Origin of the sequence: Enterococcus sp. HY326, from assembly GCF_026157065.1 — a bacterium.
In the GTDB taxonomy this organism is placed as follows: domain Bacteria; phylum Bacillota; class Bacilli; order Lactobacillales; family Enterococcaceae; genus HY326.
This window is the reverse complement of sequence record NZ_JANLGQ010000005.1, coordinates 228,381-248,428: the sequence shown is the minus strand read 5'-3', so window position 1 is coordinate 248,428 and position 20,048 is coordinate 228,381. Positions and strand designations below refer to the sequence as shown.

Sequence of the window (20,048 nt, the reverse complement as noted above, 5' to 3'; positions counted from 1 at the left end):
TACATTGAATAAACTTGAATTAACAAGCTTTATCATGTTATATTGCTGAAATATTCTCCGAAAAAAGATTCGCTTCCCATGCTATACTGGTGGTAACCATTATAAAAGTAAGGAGGGGCTCAAATGTTTAGTACAGAAGATGAATACTTAACCGTTGAAGCGATTTTGCAGGCTAAAAAATATTCTGACTTGACTAAGAAGCAGCAAGAACTTGTGGAATTTGGTTGTTTCTTTTATGCCCCTTGGATAGAAGCCTTCAAAAACGATGAGCAGTATTATATTCACCCTGCTTCTTTAGCACCTTTGTTAGATGACAAACCTGATTATTACGAACGCCTAAATCCTAGAGCCTTTAGAACCTATGAAAGTTTGGCAGCCAAATTTTCAGACGCTGCTTTTAGTCTACAAAATTGATTTTGTTAATCTGATTCGTTCTTCCTACCTGTTTTACGTATTTCCCAACTGAAATCTGCTATTTCCTCAGAACACTCACTAGTAAAAATCCAATGAAACGTATACTGTAAATAAAAAAATTTGCGTAGGTCACTTTTTTAACTATCAATCCCAAATTTCATCCGATAGTTAAGTAAACAACTGACTAGACCAGCCTTCACAATCTAGCCGGCTCTGTAAATAAAACGTAAAAAAAAAACGGCGCTATCTCACGCCGTTTTTTTTTGCTAGACCTTCGCAATCTTCCCTTGTTCGATGTATATTACAGCTTGCATTTTCTGGTGTTTTATATCATGCTAAAATACTTGTTAAATCAGCATTTCTACCAATTTTATATTTCTTTCAATTGCATATAATTATTTCAAATGCAGTCAATATGCAGTCAAAAAATACTCGTCTAGCGTGGGGCGCTATTACCTTACATTTAACAATTTAGTTATGATCTATGAGTTGTCTCTAAGCTCTGATAAAATAGCATAAATTCTTTCTATATCCGCAGAAGTTCCCCTTAATTCAAAATCTTCTAACATTGGAACATCAAACTGTTGAGCGTATTGTTTTGCTGTTAAACAGTATTGGCGATTGAAGTTCTTGTTTCCACTACCTACTACACCAAGGCAACGAGAAGCGTTATTCTCAAACTCGATATATTCTCTCAAAGTTTCTGTTAATATTTCTTGAGTTCCATTATCTACTCCGTTTCCCCCCTCTAAATAGGTAGGTACAAAAGCTATAAAAGGTTCTAGTTCTGATTCGAATAAGCAGTTGTCATCAATTTCTTTCAGAGTAAAGGTTACAGCATTAGTATTCACTCTTTTTTGTTCTTCTGCAAAACTCTGTAATCTTTTTAAAAAAGAACGAGTATTACCAGAGATTGATATATATAATAAATTCATAAAATATCCTTTCTTTTACTTTAACAAGTTCTTCTTTCGTATAAAGAGATTATCTAAAATAACGTTAAGTCCTCTACTTTACTCTGTTGTAAATCAAGGCATCAGTTTGACCTAGCAAACCTTCTTTTGCGGTCAATATAAATTTCAATTTAGTATCAGATACTTTGATAAATTTATAGGTGGTACCATCGCTTGATTTGTATACTAATGCTTCAGAAGTATTTTTATTTACACGGCTGAGTTGCATCGCTTCTTGATCATCAATAGCCAATGTTATCTCATCGCTATTAGTAGATGTTATATCCAATGTGCTGCTAAGTTCACTATCAGAAGATTCCCAGCTCCCTACAAGCCATTGTGAATCATCGTTTTTTAAATGATTGATGACTAAAATTCCTCCTATGATTAACACAATAATTCCTATGGCTACTACTAATTTTTTCTTCATAATTTATTCTCCATTCAGCTCAATTATTTAAAACCCTTTTTAATCAAATTAAAGAAATGTCCAATTTTTGACTTCCCAACTAAATGTGAAACGTCCTGAGTCACTTCAATACAACCGATATAATTGTTCTCTGAGTCTCTCACCGAGAAAAAACTAATTTGAATTTGTTTTCCTTTTGCTGGAATGACCATAATTTGTTGACTGATTTCTCCACTATGCATTTGCTCAAGAAGTTTAGTTATTCGACTGCTACTTTTTCCTGGATGCACATCTAAAACGTGCTTATTTAAAGCACTCTTATCTCTGTCAAACAAACGCATAGAGTTATTAGAGTACCACCTCACAATGTCGTTTTCATCTATAAAATCAAATTCTTGTGGGATAACTTTAAAAATACCGTTTAATTGGTCAATCGTTAATTTACCTGTTTCCAACTCAATTGATGACATTGATTTTCCCCTTTTCTTTTTAAACTAACTTACTTAAATGTTCTTTAGTAGCATCTTGACTAACGATATATTCTGGTGTTTGGCTTTTAAATGGTATTTCTGATAGCCACTGCATAATTTTCGGCTGTATGATTGAATTAAAATCAATATCTTCCGGATTAAGTTTGATGAGTTGAATCATATTATTTACTACGCCAATCATTGAGCGATTATAATTACAGGCTAATTCTATTTGCCCAGCCTTTAAAAGATAGCAACTAATTTGCGATGAGGAAACATCACTATAGCTAAAAACTTCTTCAATTCCAAGTTTGATATGCTCTTCCAAGTTCTTTTTATTTTTTGCATTTATATCGGCTAACACTACTGGCGAAAGTGTTAGGTCATTATCTAAAACAAGAATTTTCTTCCGATTGACTGTGAAGTAATTTGCGTGCCATGAATAAAAAGACCGTTCGTCATCATTTATTTTCTTCTGCGAATCACGGATATACGAAAACAGAGGAATTGCTTTCTTAGTAGGTATGATTTTCATAGTATAGACTCCTTTATAGACTATTATTTCCTGATGAATCTATAAAGCTATGCATCCTTTCTATTAACTGATCGTTAGTGCATTTTTTTGCACTTTGTAAAGTTATATTTATTTCTCCAAAACCCATTTTTACGTTTGCAGCTATTGCCTTTCTCTGGAAACTGGATAGATCAGACAAAAATTCTTCTGGGTTTTTCAAATACACTGATACAAACGACTGGTTCAGCATATCTTTATTCTCAATTTTTTTAACATCGTCCCATAATATAACTTTATCTTTAGTTGCTAACGCACTACTATAATCATTGAATCCAACCTTTGATAAAACAACCAATTTCTTTCCTAAAAAAACCTGCTTTACTATGTAAATCTCGCAAGCACCGAAAAATAAAAAACTTATTATACCTATCCCTAAAAACCAATATTCAGCTTCTGTTATTCCTATAAGTAATAATACAAGGCTAACTAATACCATCAATAAGCCAAGCAGCGATAACCCAACTTGTTTGCTCTTACTTTGATAAACAACGTACTCTTTTTCCATACTTTCACTCCAACTACATTATTTGAATATAAAGATTATACCAAAAAAAGCCACCTCATAAGAGATGGCAAACAAAAAATAGCCAAGGTTCCCCTTGCAACTAACGTATTTCGCCACTATTGTTGAACAACGCCGTTATTTTCGGTGTCGTCAGCGCAAATTTACTCTTACCTATTCTTAAGCCCTAGCAAAGTTGACTGCGGCTAATTTAAGCTGCTATTAATGAACATAACAACGTTGTCGATATTTTCGACGCTGTTACGCAACAAATTATCAATCGTCAAACACATCACTCAAAGTGATCTGTTTTGTTGCAATGATTCAAGGTCAATCAAATTGACCTCACTTTTTAAATAGCTCAGCCCCATTCGTTTTAATAAGGTGTACCAAAAAGTACAGGGTATGCCGATTGTATCGGGCTACCTACTACTTTAACTTACAGAGTATCAAATAGCTCTTTCGTTTATAAAAAAACCACCTCACAGAGATAGATAATCCAGTATGCCAAACTTATTTTCTAAATCGAACTTGCCCTGTTAAAACAACTGATTCAGTTAGAAAAAAATAAGGTTAAAAGTCTACATATATTGAAGATAATTTAATTTTTATTTTTCGTTTCTCTTCATTTTTTTAAAAGTCAAGTTAGGATAATTCTTAACAATCCTGTTCAAGTTATGAAGTCGTAGGTTCTTTGGTCTTTGAGATAATCTTTGAAGGATTCTTGTTCTACCCTTAGAGGATTTTCTATTCTCAAATAAATGTTTTAATCTATATTCCTTGATTGCTGCATTCTCTGTGTCCGATTCGTCTATATTGGCTTCGACTTCTTTTTTAGTAGTCATAGTAAATGTAAATGTTGTCACGACATCCGCTAAAAACAAGATTGCCAAAATAATTGGTCCAATGCCTTTTGTATTATTTATGAATAGCTGAATATACGTTTGGAAAAATGGGTTGATAATTTTTATCAGAATGAGACATCCGATTCCCCAGAAAAGAGAGACAGACACTGCGACTCTACCTCCAATATTTAAAGGGACATTTGTGTAATCCCAAAGTTTCATATTGAAAACTTTTTCAAGTAACCAGCTAGTTATATATTCAATGATTGTCACAATGACAACAACGTTAAAATACAAGTTCAGCAAAGTTCCTGCGTTCTCCGGTACTAACAACAATACTGCAGTTACACCAAAGCCATATACAGGACAGTACGGCCCAAGTAAGAACCCTCGATAGACAAAATGTCGGTCCTTAATTGAACAAAAAATACTTTCCCAAATCCACCCTACAAAAGCGTAGACAATAAATGTCATAAAAATCGTTTCTATACTCAAGGTTTTTCCTCACTTATTATTAATTTATATTGCTGTTAAGAATGTTACGATTCCAAAGATAATCCCAGGGAAATTAGCTGTTGCTAGTGGGATGTCTCTAGGTTTCTTGCATAGTCCATATACTACCCATAGGCTACAATTTATTGCGGCTACCAATGGTTGAATTGGATTTCCTTTAGATCCAGAAAGATTATCCATAATCTGCGGGATATAGGAAACATACATCATGATAGACATCGCTGTAGCTATCCAACTCAAATACTTTATAAATTTATTATTATCCATTTATATTCCTTCTTATACTTTTATTTAAATATCATCTAAAAATAGTATACCAAAAAAGCCACCTCAAAAGAGATGGCCATCTAATTATACCAAAATTTTTTTCTAAAATGGACTTGCAACTTCTCATCATTCCTAGTCCAGCAAGTTTGCAACCTCGCCTACAATTTTCAGTCCGATAAGAAGCTCGACAAAGCTATGTCTTGGCTTTTATGGCAGCTACTCCAGTCAAGCCCATAAACGTTTATTTGTAGTTTAATTATACCATAATTGGCTGGTATTTTAGTAGTCCAATTTAATTGTCATAAAATCACAACGTTAGTTGCTACAGCTCCTTTTTGGTTTTCACCAAGGACATATTCCACTTTTTGCCCTTCTTCTAAATTTTTATATCCTTCACCTACGATTTCTGAATAATGAACGAAGTAGTCTTCGCCATTTTCTCCACTGATAAAGCCGTAACCTTTTTCAGAATTAAACCACTTTACTGTTCCTCTTTGCATAATCAACTTCCTACTTTCTTTTTTTGTTTTCTAATTGCTCGACCACTAGAGATTCAAAATTCTCTTCATGAATATCTATACCACCCACAAGATGAAATCCTTTGAAATTGAATTCTCTTTCAGATTCTAAAAGTTCTTCTTTATATTTCCGCCAATACTCTAAAGGTGTCATACTACTATATGGAAGAATATTATTTTTAGGGTTATCAACTATTTTGGAAGGCCGTTTAGTTTTTTCGTTGCCTTTATGGGAACGCCTTTTATTGCGTGCTTTTTGTCTACATACAGAGCTACAATATACGGCATTACTTCGGCTGTTGGAGAATGTATTACTACATACTGCGCATGTTTTAAATGCCAAATTTATGCCTTCTTTCTTTGTATTGACATAGGACGCGAGAAAAAATGTACAGTGACGGCGTGAAGTACGGGCACAGGCGTAGAGGGGGAGGTACCCCCCCTTTCCATAGCTTCTCTCATTACTGTTGATGATTTATTTAATCGTCCAATCCTTTTAGACCACCTAACAAGTTTCTATAAGAATTTTCTAATTCCATTTGCTTTGTTGACTTAACACCTTTACTTTCATACTTTGCTTCAACCTCAGCAATTGCTTTGGCTTTGGCTTTTTCTTTCTCCGCCTCAATCTCTCGTTTCTTCTCATTCTTAGTGTGCATTGACTCCAATGTTTTATTGAAGAGTGACTGGTCTTCTTCTCTCTTCTTTATATAAGCTTCTTGTTGCTTACGCATTCTATTCTTAGACTCCTCCACCCTCGCTTGAAGCTCAGCGTCAGCACGTTTTTTCATGCCTTCAATATCGATATATTTTCGTTCTTTCATAATCTATTCTCCTTTGTCTTCTCTTGCTATTCGTACTCTGCTCCACTTACCATGTTGTCATACCAACTATACGGATTGCCTTGTTTATGTTCTATCATCGTCTAAGCCTTCCTTCATTGTCGGTTCAAACATTGGGGTATCTTTAATTTGTCCATACAGTCCGTAAACCATATCCGGCTTGTACTCGTCTGAGATACTATATACAGGGGCAAAATCACTTCGCAAGTCATACTTGATTAATTTCAATAGTTCATTTGTCAACTCTTTTAATTCAAGCGATTGATCAGAAATCTCTTTTAGCTCTTGTAAAAGTTCAGACGCTCGTCTGAATTGCATTTTTCTAGCAGCATTCGCAAGTGTTAATACTTCTTTGTGCAGTTCTTTAGCTTCTTCTGGTGAGATTATTTTTGTTTGCTGCATCTTCTCTAATTGTTTAATCTGTAAATCTTTTGTATTTTCCTCAGTCCATAGCGCTTTTTTCGCTTCATCATACGCTTTAAAATCCTCATTTTCTTGAGCTTTAACTAAATCATCATTGATAGCTTTTATACATTGCTCCGTCCGCATGATATTATTTTTTTTTGCGTCTATGATTTGCTTGTTCTCGTCTAGCTTGTCGTTCAATAATTCTTCAATTTGATTTAATGTTTTCATGATGATTCTCCTTTGTTTTTTAAGATTAATATTGATATTGTTCACAGAATAGGTTCTCCTCGTATTCTGTTAGCTTCTTGACTCTTTCCATCAAAATATAAAATTTTATTTTTCAGCTTGTTCTTCTCTCCAATTTTTAGTATTGAATATACTACATTATCAATACTCCTTCTTATTCGTTCTATCCTATGCCGCACAAGGCTTTGAGCCGTTTTTTCAAAAATCATTAAAACGCTGATAATGTATTGACCTTTGACCCTGCAGGGTCAAAGGTGTATTCTCGTTGGCACCTGCAGGGGCTATCGAGTATTACCGAGTGGTTCCTCGGACCTACTCGATAGATTCTTCAATATCCCAACACGGCTAAATTCACTGCATAAAATATGTGTACCCCTGTGAAAAGTTAAATTTACTAGCGACACTGGCGACATCTTTCAAAACGCTGTTATATCAACGTTTAAAACTGTTAAAAAAATCCATTCTTACTTTTCAACCGGCGACACTACTAGCGACAGAAAAGAGGGTTTACTTTTTGTCGCCGGTAGTGTCGCCAGTGTTTTTTGCGACTAGCTGGATATCAATCCTTATAAAGCCCTCTGTACCAGTGTTTTTAGCTAGTGTCGCTAATGTCGCCAGTATTTTTACTTTCTGGACAGGGTATACTTATTCTGTTGTCCTCGCGGGGACTGAAGTACACCGATAATATCGGGCTACATATTGCTATGACTTACAGAGTATCAAATAGCTACCTTGTTTAAAGATATTTTTTTTGTTAAATCACACAGAATAATCTTGAATTTCAAGGTGGCTCAAACCCACCGAGTTTTATTTATATATAATGCTGGGGAAACACGTCATGGACTTTTTTGTCCAACACGGTAAAATCAACTGCATAAAAATATGTGTACCCCACTAAGTATGAAATACCCGAACCATTCACTAGTATTTTTTATTATCGGTTCGGGTGGTTCGGGTATGGTTCGAGTTTGAAACATTGTTATATCAACGTTAATTGCCTATGGTTCGGGTGGTTCGCCATTTTTTATTTTAAAGTGGGGTATACTAGTCAATTAGTAAATCTTTTGGCTTCAAAAACAAATGAATATACCGTTTCATTCGCTGTCCATTTATACGTGGATTCTTTTTGAAAAAAGCCTTCCTTAAAATGTGTGTACCCCTGTGAAAAGTTGTCTATTGTTGTACCAGTCGTACCACCTTTATTAAACGTTGATATAAAAGCATTTCGATTCATAATTAAGATGGATTTACTCGTACCATACCTGTACCACAACCCGTACCATTTCTAGGTGGTACAACTACTGGTATGGGTTTGGTACAACGATTTTCAGCTTTCTCATTACTAGAGATGTTGTAATATCAAGCTTCCTCGAGACCGGTACAAGCGGTACAGCATTTTATTAATTGTTGATAGGGTACACATTTTTTATTCATTCTCGTAAAGATTTTTAATTTTTAAATGAATATATCTCCATACTCTAGTTCCATTTTGGCGAGCATTATTTTTGTATATTCCCATCTTCTCTAATTGCTTAGTAAATCTTGGTTGCGATAATTCTTTTAGATTTTCTCTATAACAAAAATTTCTATATTCTTCATAAATCATCTTGGACGAATCACCTTCTTTAGATTCCATATCTACTTCACACATTTCTTCAATAAACCGTAAGACGTGATTAGAATCTTTCAGCCATTTTTCTTTTGCTTGTTTCATCTTGTCAGAAACGGTCAGCTCTTTACGGTCTAACGCCTCTTTAAACATACTTATGCAATAGGTGGCGAATAGTGGAATCTCTTTTTCAATCGCCTTTAAATCATGTTTTACTTTGAAGTCGTCATCTATCACACAATCAAAAGGAACAACGTACAACCGTCTTTCAAAGCCGTGTGTGAAGTCATTAAACGCTGGTAACTCATTGGCTGAAAATATCAGCTTCGCAAAGTTCACGAACATAAAATGGTCTTTCCCTTTAAACTCAGCAGATAAACGATCTCCACCAGTAAGGGCTTTGAGTAACCCTGTTGACTTGAGAAACTCTGAATCAACGTCCGCAAAGAGATTGGCTTCTTTCTGAAATAAATTCGCACTGGCAAACCTGTTCTGCTTATTTCCTAAGTCTTGTAAGGTCATGTTGCTAACATTATCCGCCCCTAGTAGTTTCGTTAGAATTTCTAAGAAAGTAGATTTCCCGTTTTCCCCTGACCCTTGTAAAATGGTGATGGTCTGAAAAGGGGCATAGCTCCGATAAAAGCAGTAGCCGATTATTTCCATTAAATACTTAGCGCTGTCACTATCACCAGTTAAGGCTCTCAACCATTCAATTGTCTTGATGGGCGTTTGCTTGGTGGCTAGATCAATAGAATAGTTGTGACTTTGCAAAATATAGTCCTTTGTATCATGGGGCTTTAAAACGCCTGTCTTGATGTTATACGTGCCATTTTTAAAATTTGCCAAGTATGGCTTACTACGATTGAACGGATTTTCTTTTAAACTGGAATCAAATATTTTAATGAAGATAAATTTCTTCGTCTCGCTTAATTTCTGCTGGCTCCACTTGCCAACGGATTCTAGTTTTTTTGTGATATAGCCATCTAAAAAATCACTCAAACTATCTAAGCGCCAAGACCCGATTTTTTTATCGAATCTTGCGCCATAAGATAATTCATTGGCTCTAATCATAGGAACTTCGTCTATGACTTCATAGCCTAATAATTGAGCGTTGACTTTCATAGTGCCGTTCTCGTCATAGTAAATCCATTTTGGCAGATTGCTTTTTTCTTCTTGGCGCTTCTTTTGAAGTTCCATTAAATCTACTATTTCACTCAATCAGCACCAAGCTCCTTCCTGGAAATTGAAAAGAAGGTTTCTTCCACTTCTTCTTCTGGTAGTGGTTCGTCAAAATATTGATTGGCTACCTTCACCAATTCAAAGATAGCCGTAACATTTACCGCCCTTGCTAATAGCCCGCCCGTAATGGCTGCTATCCGATTGTTGCGGTTTCCCACTTCACCACCAGACACTAGACTTTCAAACAGTTCCGTGGTGGCATTGCGGTAACGTGACCCACCTTTTTTAAACTGGTTCAGATTCTTAACTGGTTTCCCCTTAGTTTGCGGTGCAACCCAATTCCTAGCGGTTTCTAACGTCTGACTTAATGGGAAAGGTGTTTCTACTTCTTGGATAATAACTTGCCCCTTGTGGACGTGTTGAGTAAATACTGGTAGCAATTGAATCTGTGACCAAGTGCCATTGGATAAGTCCACATTCTTTAACACGTTTTTAAGCAGCTTTTCAGAGAAGAAACGAACTAACAGCTTATAATCTGCTTCCTTTACCGCACCATCTAGCGGAATAACTAACCGATAGCGGACACCTTTCAAAACGTGGCTGATAGTCGGATAAAGGACATAAGAGACATCACTTAATAATTTATGGATCGTTTGAATTAAAGTTTCTTCTGATACAACCACATCATCTAAATCTAATATTAAACAATCCCTATAAACTAAATTTTCATTCTTACGGACACGTGCCGACATCTTACCAGCAATAAACCCATCTACGCCCATTGTTTTTAATTTCTTTTGTTCTTCTGGGTCATCAGGTACTTGTACTGTAATTGGTTGATAGTCCTTGAAAAACTCAATCACCTTTTTTTGAGTAGGTTCTTCCATAATAGACGGAATAACTTTTCCTTTATAAATCATTTAACCACCGCCTCACTCTCGATAATATTCGCTAGTCTGTTTAAAAATCCTTTGACAGCTGGAGTATCATTTTCTTGTACTTTATTCCGAATTGAATTTGCTAGAAGAATCTTCCCATCATCATCTAGTTGAATAGCACAAATTAATACTTCTCTAATTAATTCGGTAAGTTCGTTGTTGGATAGTTGTTCAATATTCATCAATTCAACTACCTACCAATTCAAGATTTTTCTCTACTACAATCGTGTTCCCTTGTTCGTTACGGCATAAGAAAATTCCTTCTTGAATCTCCATTACAATCTCAACGAACGCACCTGTACTTAAATATTTTGACTTTATCACTCGGCAAAAATCACCTTTTTTAATTGTTTTCATGGTCTTTCCTCCTAAAATTTGATATAATAGAGAAAAGAATAATAGGTATGAAACCCTATCGTGTAGCCATTTGCTGAACTCGCCAAAGTTATATACAGCAAAAGGCTTTTTTTCTTTTCTCTCTTTCATGTTATTCCTCTATAAATTCCACAAACTCTAGCTTCTCGACTAACTGTTTAGCTGCTTGCAGTTCATCAATTGCAATCTGAATTTTTTCACTACTGAGTTGAATAAGCTTGTCATCTTCTTTTATGGCAGAACTTAGGTCACTGGCAGCTTCAAGATACGCTTTAGCTGTTTCTATACTTTTTTCCCAGTTCACCCATTCTTGATCATATTTTTCTTCATTGATTTTCATTTGATGATTCCTCCTTTAAATCTGTTTGCGACTTACAATTGACTTTGTGACATCTCGATATTATGTGCCCTCATGATTGAGGAGTTTTCCAGCGCCCCACGCTCGATGGTTATTTATTTTGCATTAGCATTTAAAAATCTATCAGCTTCTTTTTTGCTGATCCGTTCGTACCCATCAATTAAGATTACTTTTATTAATCCTTTGCGAATGAGCTTTTTTGTCAATGTGTTGTAACTCGTGCCTAAATACTTCGCAGCTTGTGTATAATTCATTGCTACGGGCGTTTCTAGCTTCTTCTTGTACTCATCAATAAAGATACTTGCTTGTTGCCGTCCTTCCTCTGCAGCTGCTTCTAATACCATTTCTTTAAGCGCTGGTGAAAGGTCTAATTCATCAATGCTCAACTTGGCCATACTCTCACCTCCTAAAGAGCTTTCTCTAATAATTGGTCTTTTAAGTTATAGTAATCAAGCTCACCATTTCTTAAATGACGTATCAACTCGTTCTCTTTATCGATATAAGCCGTTCTTTCGTCACTGGTGAATATATCTGCAAACACAGAGCATTCATGCTCAAAACCTCTGTCACGCTTAATTTTCTCAGCAGTATGATCAGCTACGGCAATGTACAACAGATTGGTAAGTAACATATAAATCCTATCTGGTGGGTTATCACCGTATGAAGCTTTGATGGTGTCTCTCAGTTGGTCTCTAAGTCGTTTTTCTAAGTCGTAAAGAGTGTTTCGTTTTATTAACTCCTCTTCCATTGCATCAAATTGAGCGATATAAGCCAGTTTGAAGCGTAGTGCCTTCTTTCCGTTGAATCCATTAGCAAGTAATGTAAACCCTGTTCGGTTCATGTTATAGCTTCTTACGGTACGACCATCTTTCGTTAAATAGCTACTCTCGAAAAAAAAGTCTTTGAATATTGGAACTGCCCCCAATTTTGAGCCCAGCTTATTTTTCACTGGGCTGAAAATTAAGCCCAGCTCTTTAGATAATTCTTTCCAATCATCTTTCAGATTATCAATAGTTTGTAATACATTTTTGTGCTGTTTCTGAAAGATATCTGCCACATTTAAACTACTGACAACAACATTTCTGTTTCTGATGATGACATCAAAAGTTAATTCTTGCATTGGTTTGCCCTCCTTATATTTTTTTCATTTTGTTGTTTCTTTTACTAACCAATCAGTAAGCTTCACAAAAACGGTCTTTGTAGTTTTTTTTAACTTACCTGATTCTATTTTTCTCAACGTCTGTCGAGAAATACCAATCTCTCTAGCCGCATCTGATATACTGAGTAATCTAAACGCTCTCTTTTTTCTGATTTGCCAAGAAAGATCATTTGACACTTCAAACATAAATTCACCCCCTATCGAAAACTAACTTTTGTTAGCTTAAGCACATCATATATTAACTTATGTTAGATTGCAAGAACTTTTTATTAACAAATGTTAATTTTAATGCTAAACTTCTACATAGGAGGTGTTTTTATGAATAGAATCCAAGAATTGAGAAAAGAAGCAAACCTAACGCAGGCTCAACTAGCAACAAAAATTGGCGTTTCGGATGCTTCAATAAATAAATATGAAAAAGGAATGATGATTCCTAAAATTGATAAGTTAGAAAAAATGGCTGAAATATTTACTGCTTCAGTGGCATATATCACTGGTGAAAGTGATTCAAGGCTAAATATCAACAATGGTAACTATGCTGCAAGTTGGGATACACTTGCTAGAAAAATGAATTCTCACAATAATCAACCTAGTAAAACAGATATAACTGATTTTGAAGATTTATCTATAAAATCTTTACTTCTAGATTTCAACAAGCTCAATGGAGAAGGAAAGAAAGAAGCGCTTAAACAAGTTGAAAATTTAACTAAAATTTCTGATTATACTGAATAACCTCCATACATAAGCGCCCCACGCTAGGTACTGGGAGGAAAACACAATGGCAACATTCAAGCAGTATGAAAAGAAGGATGGCAAATATTGGATGTTTAAAGCTTATCTTGGCGTAAATCCAATCACTGGCCAAAGAATCAATGTTACAAAAAGGAATTTCAGCACAAAAAAAGAAGCCCAGCTTGCACTATCGAGAATGCAAGTGGACTTCGATAAAAATAAAACATTAGATAGAGATGCAAGCTCAATGAACTTTGAAGAGCTTTACCACCTCTGGTTTGAGCAACACAAAAAAGGTATTAAAGAAACGACTGAGCAGCGCATCCGTATACATTTTGATAATCATATTTTACCAGTTTTCGGTAATTTAATCATCAGCAAAATAACTCCTATATATTGCCAAAAAGCTTTAAACGAATGGGCGGATGAATTATCAACCTATAAGCAGCTCAGAATATATACTAAGATGGTGCTGGGTTATGGCCTCTTATTAGGAGCGTTAACTGATAATGCTATGGAGCGGACAATCATACCTAAACGAAATACTAACAAGCGTGAGATTGCTGACAGCTACTATACAAAAGAAGAGCTCAAACAATTCTTTGAGCGCTTAGCTCAACTCAATGATAAAAGAGCTTATACCTTTTTTAGAGTATTGGCTTTTGCTGGCTTGCGTAAAGGCGAAGCTCAAGCCTTGCTTTGGAAAGATATTGATTTTAGCAATAAAAGTATCACCATCAACAAAACGTTAGCTGAAATGCAAAATGGGGAACCGCTGGTACAAGATACTAAAACACAAAGCTCTAATCGTGTAGTAACTATTGATGATCGGACAGTTGAGATTTTGAAAGACTGGCGTAATCATATTATCCAAGAAAAACTAAAATTGGGTATTCGTGATGACAATTTTTCAGAAACTGTAGTCTTTAGAAATTCAGTTCTATACCGTGACCGGCAATATTTGTATAAGAACTATGCAAATGATGTTATGGCTAGAATTCATCGCCACTTTCCAGAATTTAAAATTATCAAGGTTCATGACTTTAGGAAAACAAATGCTTCTTTGCTATTTGAAAGTGGAGCGACTATCAAAGATGTTTCTCAAAGACTTGGCCATAAATCAACCAAAGTTACTATGGATATTTACATCAAGGTTACTCAATCTAAGCAAGATGAAACAGCCGAAAAATTTGCTCAATATATGGCTTTTTAAATCAAATGCAGTCAAAATGCAGTCAATAACTAAAATAAGGGTAGTTAAAAAGAAAAGAAACGGCTCTATATCAGGCCATTTCCTCATTTACCCTCGCAATCTTCCCTTGTTCGATGTACACCATCAAAATGCTGATATCAGCGGGGTTAACCCCGCTGATGCGGCTGGCTTGGGCGATTGTTTCTGGTTGAATTTTGGTTAGTTTTTGCCGGGCTTCTGTCGCCAGGCCGTTGATGGCTTCGTAGTCAATTTTATCGGGGATGCGTTTAGCTTCCATACGTTTGAGTTTTTCGACTTTTTCTTGGGCTTTTTTGATGTAGCCATCGTACTTGATTTGGATTTCGACTTGTTCGATTTCTTTATTGTTTAAAGCTTCATCAGCAGGAATAAATTTCAGCAAATCTTGGTAGCTGATTTCTGGTCGTTTTAAGAAGTCGCTGGCTAAGACGCCATCTTTTAATTCGGCACCGCCGATTTCTTTTAAAAAGGCTTGGACTTCTGCTGTCGGTTTGATGCGGATTTTTTCTAAGCGGGCAATTTCGGCTTCGACGGCCACTTTTTTATTTTGATAGGCCTGATATTGTTTTTCTTTAACTAAACCGATTTGATGGCCAGCTTCTGTTAAACGTAAATCAGCATTGTCATGACGTAAAATTAATCGATATTCTGCTCTCGAGGTTAAAAGGCGATAAGGTTCTTGTGTCCCTTTAGTAACCAAATCATCAATCATCACGCCGATATAGCCATCGCTGCGCTTCATCACAAAAGGTTCTCTTCCTTGGACTTTTAATGACGCATTGATGCCGGCAATTAGACCTTGACCGGCAGCTTCTTCATAGCCGCTGGTGCCGTTAGTTTGGCCGGCGGTAAATAGACCGTCAATCACTTTCGTTTCCAAAGTTGGCCGTAATTGATGGGGTACGACGACATCATACTCAATGGCGTAGCCTGTTCGCATCAGTTCAACATTTTCTAAACCAGGAATTGAATGGAGCATTTCCACCTGCACATCTTCCGGTAAAGAAGTCGATAAGCCTTGCACATACACTTCTTCGGTGTTTAAGCCTTCTGGTTCCAAAAATAATTGATGGCGAGGCTTGTCAGCAAAGCGCACAATTTTGTCTTCAATCGATGGACAGTAACGGGCACCGACGCCTTCGACAATCCCGGTGAACATCGGTGCCCGATGCAAATTATTTTGAATAATTTGATGGGTCGTTTCACTCGTATACGTTAGCCAGCAGGGCTCTTGATTTGTTTTATAATCGGCATCCGGTGTGCTGAAGCTAAAGTGATTTGGCGTGGTGTCACCGGGTTGAATTTCTGTTACAGAATAATCAATCGAGCTGGATTTAACCCGTGGCGGTGTGCCGGTTTTAAAGCGGGCAATCTCCAACCCTAAATCTTTTAGGTGATTGGCCAAACCAATTGAAGGCTGCGAATTATTCGGACCGGAAGAATATTTCAGCTCGCCGATAATAATTTCTCCCCGCAAAGCTGTGCCGGCAGTAATAATCACCGCTTGAGCGGCATAGCGTGTGCCGGTCGCCGTTACCACGCCTTTACAAACGCCATCTTCGACGATTAATTCCTCCACGATTCCTTGGCGCAACGTTAGATTTTCCGTTTGTTCAATTGTATGCTTCATTTCTGTGGCGTAGGCATGTTTATCCGCTTGGGCCCGCAAGGCTCTGACTGCGGGGCCTTTACCGGTATTGAGCATTCGCATTTGAATATAGGTTTTATCAATATTTTTTCCCATTTCACCGCCGAGGGCATCAATTTCCCGCACAACAACGCCCTTAGCTGGTCCGCCGACTGACGGATTACAAGGCATAAAGGCGACCATATCTAAATTAATTGTCAACAGCAATGTCTTACTGCCCATTCGAGCTGCTGCTAGGGCCGCTTCTGAACCAGCGTGGCCGGCTCCGACGACAATCACGTCAAAAGTATCTCCTTGATACTGCATGTTTAAATTCCTCCATAAAATTGTTGATTATTTTCCTAAACAAAATTGACTGAATAATTGGGTGATTAATTCATCTTGGACACTGTCGCCGACGATTTCCCCTAAATAATCCCAGCAGCGGGTCATGTCGATTTGGACTAAATCCACCGGCATGCCGGCTTCAATGCCGCTGATAACTTCCGTTAAAGATTGATTGGCCCGATCTAATAAGGCAATATGACGAGTATTAGAAACGTAGGTCGCATCTTTTTCCCCGACATTGCCGCCGAAGAATAAATCGGCAATCGCTTCTTCTAATGGCGCCAGCCCTTCATTATTTAAAACAGAGACTGGAAAAATCGGATCGCCAGTAGCCAGCTCGCTTAACTCGGCCAAGTCTAATTGATTGGCTAAATCATTTTTGTTCAATAATAAAATTCGTTTCAAGCCCTGAGTCGCCGCCAATAAATCACGGTCTTCTTTAGTTAAGGCTTCGCTTTGATTTAAAACTAATAAAATTAAATCTGATTCCGCTAAGGCTTTGCGGCTGCGCTCAACGCCGATGCGTTCCACGATATCTTCAGTTTCCCGAATACCAGCCGTGTCGATTAATTTCAACGGTACGCCGCGGACATTGACATATTCTTCGATGACATCTCGGGTAGTACCGGCAATATCGGTGACAATCGCTTTTTCCTCATGCAAAAGATGATTCAGCAAACTTGATTTACCGACATTCGGCCGGCCGATAATCGCCGTGCTGAGGCCTTCCCGCAAAATTTTGCCCTGCTTAGCGGTCAAGAGTAGTGCATTAATCTGCTCTTGAACAAAATAAGCTTTTTCCAATAGTAATTTTGTCGTCAATTCCTCGACATCGTCATATTCCGGATAATCAATATTGACTTCAACTTGTGCTAAGGTTTCTAAAATTTCTTGTCGCAGGCTGCGAATTAATTTGGTTAAATTGCCGTCCAATTGGTTGATGGCAACACTCATCGCCTTATCAGTTTTCGCCCGAATCAAATCCATCACGGCCTCGGCCTGAGATAAATCCACGCGGCCATTTAAAAAGGCCCGCTTCGTGAATTCGCCGGGTTCTGCTAGCCGTGCGCCTTCTCGTAATAAAAGCTGCAGCATTTGATTGGTGACTAAGATGCCGCCGTGGCAATTTATCTCAATGACATCTTCTCTGGTAAAAGTTTTAGGCGCCCGCATCACCGATACCATCACCTCATCCAATAAATCTCCGGATGTCGAGTCATAGATATGACCATAATGAATCGTATGACTGTTGGCTTGTGCCAACGTCTGATTGGCTTTAAACACCCGATCGGCAATCGCAATCGCCTGATCTCCGCTCAAACGGACAATGCTGATTGCTCCTTCGCCTGGTGGGGTTGAAATTGCGGCAATCGTATCAAATTCTAAGGTAATATTCGCCATGAATTGGGCCTCCTAATTATTTTTGGACACAAAAAAGTGCCTACTCCACCCCTTGAAAAAAAGAAATGGATTAAGCACTTTGACTGCTTGTTTATTTGACTGGCAATAGATTATCACAGAATAGCTAAATTTTCAACAAAGTTCTGTCTTTCTTACCTTTTCCTTTACGCCTCGCCTGCCCTTAGGTAAAATTAGAAGGAGAGGATGATGGATTATGACAACTGAAGAAAACTTTGACCGCCTGGAAGAAATTGTGCTGTCCACTGGCGACGTCGACCGGAAATACATCGTGCGGGATATAATTTTTTGCGGAACGGAAACAAGCACCAACTTGTTTGCCCCGGAAACTGATTTAAACGCTATTTTAACTCCCTTAAAAAATGATTTAAAACAACAGGCCCTAAGCTATGGAGCAGATGCAGTTATCAATTGTCACTTTGATTATCATCGCCATCAAGATAAAATTGATGTCTTGGCTTATGGGACCGTCGTGCAATTTATTCAAAGTACCATCGGCTAAAAAAAAAATGAAGGCAGGTTTAGCAGCAATCTGGAAAATTTTGGATTGCTGGTAAAACGGCCTTCATTTTATTGATTTTTTTTAAGCTGCATTAGCTGTTCATTCAGCTGGCGGGCGGTCAGTTTGGTTTTGACCATCATCACTAGATAAGAAATCACATAAATTCCTGTCAGATTCAGCCAAAATTGCAATAAATTTTCAATGCGGTAAAAGATTGCAAAGCTGGCAATCACAAAAGCACTGACTAACAGATAATGGATAATTAAAGCCTGCAGAAAATTTAGTTTTTCCAAATCAAAGAGTACCGTTGTCAGCCCAACAAAAGCCGAAATAGCAAAGACCATCAGGACGGTCTTTGGACTGACCAGAACGCCATCTCCCAAAAGACAGAGCAGCAGATAGATAAATGAGCCCAGCTCAAGACCGCCGATAATGCGTTTATGCCATTTCATGTTTTTCCTCCAGTAAGTTTTTATGCTTCAACGTATTTAAAATGCCACCGATAAATAATCCAACTGTAAAACCAGAAATCATTGCCGAGGCGATATTGAAAACGAGCAGATTTAAAAGTCCGGGGTCAACACTTTTGGCTGCGGTTAAACCGTAGCGCACCAGATAATTTAAGAGGCTGACAATCATTGGAACATTGCTGCCTTTTTTCATCAGCTGACCTGCTTGGCAATAAAATTTCTGTGTGGCTCCATATAAAAGGGAGCCGACCGCTAAACCAACCAGCAGCATCCCTAAGTAAACCAGCAGAGCTTCTTTTGAATAGCGGAAATCCATGATGATTTGTTGCAGTCCCAGCAGCATAAAAATTGCTGGCATCAAGATGGAATTTTTCAATGAGACGGGTCGATCTTTTCTAGCAGCCAAACCTCTCTTAATAAAAAATAATAATAAAAGCCACGCCCACAACGGTGTATTGAGTACAATCATTCCTAACATTTCTAAAGCAATCATTTTCTTTTCCTCCTTCATTTTAGTGACTAGTTCTTTGGTCACTTTTAGTATAGAAGGGATTGTAAAAGAAAAGAAGAGCCTCAGACACATCCGGTTTTTTCCGCTGCACATCCGGCTTTTTTATGACTGACTGTGCAATAATTCCTTTAAATTTTTAACATAGCGGCGGTTGACCACCAGCTTTTCACCAGTTGTCACGGTGATAATCAAATTGCCGCTGCCGGTTGCCGAAAAGTTTTGAATACCGTATAAATTGACGACAACACTCTTAGAAATTTGTACAAAATTTTGCGGCAGCTGCTTGAGAAAATTACTTAACGACAGCCGCATTGAATAGCCGGCCTCAGCTGTATATAAAAAGATATTCCGTTCCAAATACTCTGCATAGACCAATTGGGAGAATTTCAATTTCACGAAGGCTTCTGTTTCGATATTTTTTGCCTCAAATAAAAAATCATCCTCTTGCAGTAGCGTAACGGCCGTTTCAATATTGGCCGTCAGCTCAAAAATTTCCAAGAGAGCCGACTCCTCCTGCTGCTGGTCAGATAAGTGTTTGATTTCAACTTTCATCGACGACTCTCCTTTAGCCTTACTAAGGTTACTAAGTTACTAAATTACTAAGTAGCGTTTACTTCATTATAAAGGAA

28 protein-coding genes are annotated in these 20,048 nt (G+C 37.3%); 4 read left to right on the top strand and 24 right to left on the bottom strand.

The features are described 5' to 3' along the window. Nucleotides 1-123: 123 nt before the first annotated feature. Entirely contained in the window at nucleotides 124-414 is a 291-nt protein-coding gene (locus ORH16_RS13995; RefSeq protein WP_265459468.1) for a hypothetical protein, read from the top strand. A 482-nt stretch (nucleotides 415-896) separates the two neighbouring features. Here the strand turns inward: ORH16_RS13995 and nrdI are convergent, their stop codons facing one another. From nrdI to ORH16_RS13900, 19 genes are all read right to left on the bottom strand, one after another. Next, nucleotides 897-1,349 carry a class Ib ribonucleoside-diphosphate reductase assembly flavoprotein NrdI gene (gene nrdI, locus ORH16_RS13990; RefSeq protein WP_265459467.1) on the bottom strand — a complete coding sequence of 151 codons (453 nt, stop codon included), beginning with the start codon at nucleotides 1,347-1,349 and terminating at the stop codon, nucleotides 897-899. A 73-nt stretch (nucleotides 1,350-1,422) separates the two neighbouring features. Beyond that, nucleotides 1,423-1,797 (bottom strand): hypothetical protein, encoded by a 375-nt coding sequence (locus tag ORH16_RS13985; protein WP_265459466.1) that lies wholly within the window; start codon nucleotides 1,795-1,797, stop codon nucleotides 1,423-1,425. A 23-nt stretch (nucleotides 1,798-1,820) separates the two neighbouring features. Beyond that, nucleotides 1,821-2,246, bottom strand: a complete 426-nt coding sequence (locus ORH16_RS13980; protein WP_265459465.1) for a PAS domain-containing protein — start codon at nucleotides 2,244-2,246, stop codon at nucleotides 1,821-1,823. Between the two features lie 19 nt (nucleotides 2,247-2,265). Further along, a complete protein-coding gene (locus ORH16_RS13975) occupies nucleotides 2,266-2,781 on the bottom strand; it encodes a DUF6933 domain-containing protein (RefSeq protein ID WP_265459464.1) in 516 nt (171 codons plus the stop codon). Nucleotides 2,782-2,794: 13 nt separating this feature from the next. Then, entirely contained in the window at nucleotides 2,795-3,325 is a 531-nt protein-coding gene (locus ORH16_RS13970) for an STM3941 family protein (RefSeq protein ID WP_265459463.1), read from the bottom strand. Nucleotides 3,326-3,930: 605 nt separating this feature from the next. After that, nucleotides 3,931-4,656 (bottom strand): putative ABC transporter permease, encoded by a 726-nt coding sequence (locus tag ORH16_RS13965; protein ID WP_416207867.1) that lies wholly within the window; start codon nucleotides 4,654-4,656, stop codon nucleotides 3,931-3,933. 30 nt (nucleotides 4,657-4,686) lie between these two features. Next, complete coding sequence (locus ORH16_RS13960; RefSeq protein WP_265459462.1) at nucleotides 4,687-4,947, bottom strand: SemiSWEET family transporter; 261 nt, start codon at nucleotides 4,945-4,947, stop codon at nucleotides 4,687-4,689. A 299-nt stretch (nucleotides 4,948-5,246) separates the two neighbouring features. After that, a complete protein-coding gene (locus ORH16_RS13955) occupies nucleotides 5,247-5,447 on the bottom strand; it encodes a cold-shock protein (RefSeq protein WP_265459461.1) in 201 nt (66 codons plus the stop codon). A 10-nt stretch (nucleotides 5,448-5,457) separates the two neighbouring features. Continuing rightward, the gene (locus ORH16_RS13950) at nucleotides 5,458-5,808 is read right to left on the bottom strand and encodes a hypothetical protein (protein ID WP_265459460.1); all 351 of its coding nucleotides are present in this window, start codon (nucleotides 5,806-5,808) and stop codon (nucleotides 5,458-5,460) included. A gap of 136 nt (nucleotides 5,809-5,944) precedes the next feature. Then, nucleotides 5,945-6,289: a hypothetical protein gene (locus tag ORH16_RS13945; protein ID WP_265459459.1), complete on the bottom strand. Its 345-nt coding sequence runs from the start codon at nucleotides 6,287-6,289 to the stop codon at nucleotides 5,945-5,947. Nucleotides 6,290-6,373: 84 nt separating this feature from the next. After that, nucleotides 6,374-6,943, bottom strand: a complete 570-nt coding sequence (locus ORH16_RS13940; protein ID WP_265459458.1) for a hypothetical protein — start codon at nucleotides 6,941-6,943, stop codon at nucleotides 6,374-6,376. Between the two features lie 1,444 nt (nucleotides 6,944-8,387). Further along, entirely contained in the window at nucleotides 8,388-9,788 is a 1,401-nt protein-coding gene (locus tag ORH16_RS13935; RefSeq protein ID WP_265459457.1) for a DNA primase family protein, read from the bottom strand. Then, on the bottom strand, nucleotides 9,785-10,669 hold the full coding sequence (locus tag ORH16_RS13930; protein WP_265459456.1) for a primase C-terminal domain-containing protein: 885 nt from the start codon (nucleotides 10,667-10,669) through the stop codon (nucleotides 9,785-9,787). The genes ORH16_RS13935 and ORH16_RS13930 overlap by 4 nt, the downstream gene beginning before the upstream one ends. Then, nucleotides 10,666-10,869 carry a hypothetical protein gene (locus ORH16_RS13925; RefSeq protein WP_265459455.1) on the bottom strand — a complete coding sequence of 68 codons (204 nt, stop codon included), beginning with the start codon at nucleotides 10,867-10,869 and terminating at the stop codon, nucleotides 10,666-10,668. The genes ORH16_RS13930 and ORH16_RS13925 overlap by 4 nt, the downstream gene beginning before the upstream one ends. Nucleotides 10,870-10,873: 4 nt before the next feature. Beyond that, nucleotides 10,874-11,044 carry a hypothetical protein gene (locus tag ORH16_RS13920; protein ID WP_265459454.1) on the bottom strand — a complete coding sequence of 57 codons (171 nt, stop codon included), beginning with the start codon at nucleotides 11,042-11,044 and terminating at the stop codon, nucleotides 10,874-10,876. A gap of 130 nt (nucleotides 11,045-11,174) precedes the next feature. After that, nucleotides 11,175-11,402 (bottom strand): hypothetical protein, encoded by a 228-nt coding sequence (locus ORH16_RS13915; RefSeq protein ID WP_265459453.1) that lies wholly within the window; start codon nucleotides 11,400-11,402, stop codon nucleotides 11,175-11,177. 113 nt (nucleotides 11,403-11,515) lie between these two features. After that, complete coding sequence (locus tag ORH16_RS13910; protein ID WP_265459452.1) at nucleotides 11,516-11,815, bottom strand: DNA-binding protein; 300 nt, start codon at nucleotides 11,813-11,815, stop codon at nucleotides 11,516-11,518. Nucleotides 11,816-11,826: 11 nt separating this feature from the next. Then, nucleotides 11,827-12,540: a Rha family transcriptional regulator gene (locus ORH16_RS13905; RefSeq protein ID WP_265459451.1), complete on the bottom strand. Its 714-nt coding sequence runs from the start codon at nucleotides 12,538-12,540 to the stop codon at nucleotides 11,827-11,829. Nucleotides 12,541-12,564: 24 nt separating this feature from the next. After that, a complete protein-coding gene (locus ORH16_RS13900) occupies nucleotides 12,565-12,765 on the bottom strand; it encodes a helix-turn-helix domain-containing protein (RefSeq protein WP_265459450.1) in 201 nt (66 codons plus the stop codon). Between the two features lie 132 nt (nucleotides 12,766-12,897). On the opposite strand from ORH16_RS13900, the gene ORH16_RS13895 reads away from it, so the two are divergent. Continuing rightward, nucleotides 12,898-13,311, top strand: a complete 414-nt coding sequence (locus ORH16_RS13895; RefSeq protein ID WP_265459449.1) for a helix-turn-helix domain-containing protein — start codon at nucleotides 12,898-12,900, stop codon at nucleotides 13,309-13,311. 46 nt (nucleotides 13,312-13,357) lie between these two features. Beyond that, complete coding sequence (locus ORH16_RS13890) at nucleotides 13,358-14,524, top strand: site-specific integrase (RefSeq protein ID WP_265459448.1); 1,167 nt, start codon at nucleotides 13,358-13,360, stop codon at nucleotides 14,522-14,524. Nucleotides 14,525-14,594: 70 nt separating this feature from the next. Here ORH16_RS13890 and mnmG read toward each other — a convergent pair whose 3' ends face one another. Both mnmG and mnmE read right to left on the bottom strand, forming a co-directional pair. Then, entirely contained in the window at nucleotides 14,595-16,496 is a 1,902-nt protein-coding gene (gene mnmG, locus ORH16_RS13885) for a tRNA uridine-5-carboxymethylaminomethyl(34) synthesis enzyme MnmG (RefSeq protein ID WP_265459447.1), read from the bottom strand. A 27-nt stretch (nucleotides 16,497-16,523) separates the two neighbouring features. Then, nucleotides 16,524-17,918 carry a tRNA uridine-5-carboxymethylaminomethyl(34) synthesis GTPase MnmE gene (gene mnmE, locus ORH16_RS13880; protein ID WP_265459446.1) on the bottom strand — a complete coding sequence of 465 codons (1,395 nt, stop codon included), beginning with the start codon at nucleotides 17,916-17,918 and terminating at the stop codon, nucleotides 16,524-16,526. A 214-nt stretch (nucleotides 17,919-18,132) separates the two neighbouring features. Here mnmE and ORH16_RS13875 point away from each other — a divergent pair, with 214 nt between their 5' ends. Continuing rightward, a complete protein-coding gene (locus ORH16_RS13875) occupies nucleotides 18,133-18,438 on the top strand; it encodes a heavy metal-binding domain-containing protein (protein WP_265459445.1) in 306 nt (101 codons plus the stop codon). A 68-nt stretch (nucleotides 18,439-18,506) separates the two neighbouring features. Here ORH16_RS13875 and ORH16_RS13870 read toward each other — a convergent pair whose 3' ends face one another. The 3 genes from ORH16_RS13870 to ORH16_RS13860 form a co-directional block, all read right to left on the bottom strand. Next, entirely contained in the window at nucleotides 18,507-18,890 is a 384-nt protein-coding gene (locus ORH16_RS13870) for a DUF3021 family protein (protein ID WP_265459444.1), read from the bottom strand. Continuing rightward, on the bottom strand, nucleotides 18,877-19,401 hold the full coding sequence (locus tag ORH16_RS13865) for a CcdC protein domain-containing protein (RefSeq protein WP_265459443.1): 525 nt from the start codon (nucleotides 19,399-19,401) through the stop codon (nucleotides 18,877-18,879). Before ORH16_RS13865 ends, ORH16_RS13870 begins: the two co-directional genes overlap by 14 nt. Before the next feature lie 120 nt (nucleotides 19,402-19,521). Beyond that, entirely contained in the window at nucleotides 19,522-19,971 is a 450-nt protein-coding gene (locus tag ORH16_RS13860) for a LytTR family DNA-binding domain-containing protein (RefSeq protein WP_265459442.1), read from the bottom strand. Nucleotides 19,972-20,048 lie beyond the last annotated feature (77 nt).